This window comes from Frankia sp. CcWB2 (genome assembly GCF_977927585.1).
This window is the reverse complement of sequence record NZ_CDWRCM010000028.1, coordinates 1-4,381: the sequence shown is the minus strand read 5'-3', so window position 1 is coordinate 4,381 and position 4,381 is coordinate 1. Positions and strand designations below refer to the sequence as shown.

The 4,381-nt window shown below is 72.2% G+C and carries 3 protein-coding genes and 1 pseudogene; 2 read left to right on the top strand and 2 right to left on the bottom strand.

The window, feature by feature from the left end; genetic code table 11:
- Window positions 1-397, top strand: a pseudogene (locus ACY45C_RS05105) (M16 family metallopeptidase); the annotation flags it as partial.
- A gap of 65 nt (window positions 398-462) precedes the next feature.
- On the opposite strand, the gene ACY45C_RS05100 reads toward ACY45C_RS05105, so the two are convergent.
- Entirely contained in the window at window positions 463-1,611 is a 1,149-nt protein-coding gene (locus ACY45C_RS05100) for a GAF and ANTAR domain-containing protein (protein ID WP_462186492.1), read from the bottom strand.
- Between the two features lie 113 nt (window positions 1,612-1,724).
- Window positions 1,725-1,964 carry a mycoredoxin gene (locus ACY45C_RS05095; RefSeq protein WP_462186491.1) on the bottom strand — a complete coding sequence of 80 codons (240 nt, stop codon included), beginning with the start codon at window positions 1,962-1,964 and terminating at the stop codon, window positions 1,725-1,727.
- Between the two features lie 94 nt (window positions 1,965-2,058).
- Between ACY45C_RS05095 and ACY45C_RS05090 the strand changes: the two genes are divergently transcribed.
- Entirely contained in the window at window positions 2,059-4,272 is a 2,214-nt protein-coding gene (locus tag ACY45C_RS05090; RefSeq protein ID WP_462186490.1) for an ATP-dependent DNA helicase UvrD2, read from the top strand.
- Window positions 4,273-4,381: the final 109 nt, after the last annotated feature.

Below are 4,381 nucleotides of genomic sequence, written 5' to 3'. Positions count from 1 at the left end.
CTACCAGGCGGGGTCACGGTTCACCGTCGCCGCGGACGTCGCCACCGAGGTGACCGGGCCCGCGTTGCTGGAGATCTTCTACGAGCTCGGGCGGATGGCGGTTCTACCGCCCAGCGAGGAGGAGCTCGACGCCGCCCGCCAATACGCCGTCGGCACGTTGGCACTGGGCAGTGCGACCGCCGCCGGTCTCGCCTCGACGCTGTCGGCGCTGGCCGGGGCCGGGATCGGGGTCGAGTACCTGCGTGATCACCCGCGCGCCCTCGCCGAGGTCGGCGTGGGCGACATCCAGGCGGTGTCGGCGGGCCTGCTCGCCCCGGCAAAGCTGATCACGGTGCTCGTCGGGGACGCGGCCAGGATTTCCGCGGCCGTGGGGGCACTGGGCATCGTCGCGTCCTGAGCACCGGGCCCGTACCGGTCCCCGGGGTCCCGGTCCCGCGGGGTCCCGGGTCCGGCGGGGCGTGCTCAGTGCCTGGTGGAGGTGGGACGCGGGGGTGCGGGGCGGGGCGCGCCGCCGCCGGGGCTCGGTGCCGGTGGTCCACCGCCCGGTGGGTTGCCGCCGCGCCCACCGAGCTCGCCCGGTAGCACGGCGCGTGGGTCGCCCACCGAATCGACCACCTGCCGAGCCAGATCGTGCACCCTGCGTCCCATTCCGCGAGCGGTGCGCCGCAGCCGCTCGAAGGCCTCCCGCGGGCGGATGTGGTTATGTTCGGCGAGGACCCCGATGGCCTGTTCCACGATTACGCGGGAGGCCAGCGCGTGTTCCAGCTGGACGACGGACAGCCGGAGCTGCTCGACCTCGCTCAGGTCACGATCGGGGCGGCGGGGCCGGCCGGGCGGGGCGAGATCCTCGGCCAGCAGATCGGCGAGCACCATTGCCGAGAGGAGGTCGCCGACCGGCCGGATCTCGGCTCCGGGACCCTCCACGACCCACCCGGCGGGAGTACGTCGAAGGCGCATATCCGAGGGGCTCCGGCGGGGGCCGGTTCCCGCCCCGGTCCCGCCCGCCGCGGACGGCGGTCCGGCCCGGCCCGGCGGCCCGGGCCGGACCGCCCGCGCGATGGTCTGCGGGGTGGGTATCCGCCCCGGTGGGCGCGGGGCCGCCGGTGGGCCCGGGGGGGTCGGGCCGCCGGGCGGCCGGGGACCGTTCGCGGAGACCGTCGGCGGGCTCGGCACGGGAACGTCCCCGGTGGCCGCGAGTGCATCGGCCACCCCGCGCAGCAGGGCCAGGATGTCGGCCGATACGATCACCTTGCTGTGGTCCAGGCCGACGAGGAGGCCCACCAGCCGACCGTCCGCGCGGACCACCGGCATCGTGACATGACTGCGTATCCCGAGCTGGCGGTATTCGGCCGTGTCGGATCCGGCGTGCGTCGGGCCGAGACCGGACGCCGTGGCGGGCGTGCCGTCGAGCACGCGGGCGACCAGGCTGTCCCCCCGGGGGTAGTGCGTTCCCTCGTCGAGACCAGCGGAGGGACCTGTCACCCGGAGATAGCTCGCGGTCGTCGTCGATACCATGACGAAACAGGCCGTCTCCATCCGGTGAAGGGCGCTGGCGGCCCGCAGCGCGGCATCGACGGTGCTCCACGCCTGTTCTGAAGGTGCTGACGACACAGGCCGAACTCTCCCACAAACTTCACGGGCAGTGACGGACACCGTCCCACGAGCCGGCCGCGTGTGCAGTGGGAAGGTAAGAACTCCCGAGATGTCGTTGCTCTACGTATCCGTTATGCGGCAGAAGTGACCTTCTCTGTGACTTGGCGAAGGCTTGGGTTCGTCATCACAGTGCCATCGGGAAAGAGCACGGTCGGTACGGTCGCGTTCCCGTTGTTCGCATCGCGGACACGTTGCTCTGCTGTCGGGTCCTGCTCGATATCAACGGTCGTGTACTCGACGCCGGCATGGTCGAGTTGGCGCTTCAGCCGAACACAGTAGCCACACCAGGAAGTCGTGTAGATCGTGAGCACGAAAGGGCCTCCAAGCCGCTGGTGACACAACGGTTCATGTAACCCCACCGCGGCGCCGTCGGTTCCCGCCGCGCGGCGGGGACTACCGTATCGGATGATGTCCGGACCGCCTGCCCTCGCCGCCCAGGCCGCCCGTGTGCGGTCGGGCAACGATCTGCTCGCCGCGCTCGATCCCGAACAGCGGGTCGCGGCCGGAGCTCCGCTCGGACCGGTCTGCATCCTCGCCGGCGCCGGTACGGGTAAGACGCGCACCATCACCCATCGAGTCGCGCACATGGTCGCTCAGGGGGGGGTCGGGCCGGGTCAGATCCTGGCGGTGACCTTCACAGCCAGGGCCGCGGGAGAGCTGCGCGGCCGGTTGCGGGCCATGGGTGTTGATGGAGTGCAGGCCAGGACGTTCCATTCCGCGGCTCTCAAGCAACTGTTGTACTTCTGGCCGCCGGTCGCCGGGGTCGCGCTGCCCAGGGTGGAGAAGAGCAAGATCCCGTACGTGGTGCGGGCGGCCGCCCGCCTGCACCTGCGGCCGGACCGGGCCGAGCTGCGCGACCTCACCTCGGAGGTCGAGTGGGCGAAGGCGACGCTTGTGGGCCCGGCGGACTACGCCCGGATGGCGGCGGCGAGCGGGCGGGAGACCGCCACCCCCCCCGAGACGGTCGCCCGGCTCTACGCCGCGTACGAGGAGGTCAAGCGCGACGCCGGTGTGATCGACATGGAGGATCTGCTGCTGCTGACCGCGGCGATGATCGAGGAGCACAGCTGGGTCGCGGCCGAGGTCAGGGCCAGATACCGCCATTTCGTCGTTGACGAGTATCAGGATGTCAACGACCTGCAACAGCGTGTCCTCGACGCCTGGCTGGGGGAGCGCGACAGCCTCTGTGTCGTCGGGGACCCCCATCAGACGATCTATTCGTTCACCGGGGCGTCGCCCGAGCACCTGCTCGGGTTCCCGCGCCGGTTCCCGGACGCGGCCGTGGTGCGTCTGATCCGGGACTACCGGTCCACCCTCCAGGTGGTCGAACTCGCGAACACCCTGATGCGGGCGGCCCCGGCGGCCCGCCTCATCGCTGCCCGCCCGGAGGGTCCCGCCCCGGTGTGGCTGGAGTGCGACAGCGAGCCGGCGGAAGCCGCCGCGGTGGCGTCCCGGATCCGCCGGCTGCTCGACCAGGGCGTGCCGGCGAGTGAGATCGCCGTGCTGTATCGCACGAATGCCCAGTCCGAGGCGTATGAGGCGGCGATCGGCGGGGCCGGCATCGCTTACCTGCTCCGGGGCGGGGAGAAGTTCTTCGAGCGGAGCGAGGTCGTCGCAGCCATGCGGTTGCTGCGGGCCGCGGTGCGCTCTGCCGACACCGACCGCCCGGAGGGACTCACGGCCGTCGTCGCCGACATCCTCGCGGCGCTCGGCTGGCGGGCGGACCAGCCGACGGTGGGCTCGGGCGCCGAGCGGGAACAATGGGAGAACCTCGCCGCGCTGCACCGGCTGGCCGGCGATCTCGCCGCCCGTTCGCCCGAGGCCGACCTTGAGGCCTTCGTCGCCGAGCTCGGCGACCGCGCGACCCACGAGCATCAGCCGACGGTGCAGGGGGTGACCCTGTCGACCTTGCACACCGCCAAGGGCCTGGAATGGGATGCGGTGTTCCTCGTCGGGCTGACCGAGGGCACGCTTCCCCTCGTCCATGCCAGGACCGCCGAGCAGATCGCCGAGGAACGTCGCCTGCTCTACGTCGGGGTGACCAGGGCCCGCAGGCACCTTGTCCTGTCCTGGGCGCTGTCCCGGGCAGAGGGCGGCCGGCGGTCGCGGCGGCCGTCCCGGTTCCTCGACGATCTGCGCCCGATGCGCCGGGAGCCCGCGGCCGGCGTCCGCCACGGGGGGCGAGGCGAGGGCACGAGGCCCGTGGCTGGGGCGGAGGAGGCCAGCCCGGGTCGGTCCCGGAGCAGATCGGCGGTGCGGTGCCGGACGTGCGGCCGGTCGTTGACGGGTGTGCATGCGCGGGTCGGACGCTGCGAGGGCTGCCCCGGCGACGTCGACGCCGCGCTGTTCGAGCGCCTGCGGGCGTGGCGTTCGGCGCGGGCGAAGGAACAGGGGGCACCGGCCTTCGTCGTCTTCACCGACGCCACGCTGCAGGCGATCGCCGAGAGCCGGCCGAGCACGGTGGCCGAGCTCGTGCGGCTGCCCGGCATCGGACAGGCCAAACTCGACCGTTACGGGGAGGACGTACTCGCCCTCGTCTCGGGGCGCACGCCGCCGCCGGTCGGGTCGCCGCCGGTGGCGGAGTCATTGGAGCCCGGCACGCCGCCCGACGCTTCGTAACTGGAAGTGTCCGCGGCGCGACACAGAAAATATGTTGTGGTTCGCGCGGCGAGCTTCTACCGTTACCGAGGACGCCTGAAGCAGGCATGTGGAGTGACACCCGTCGGCA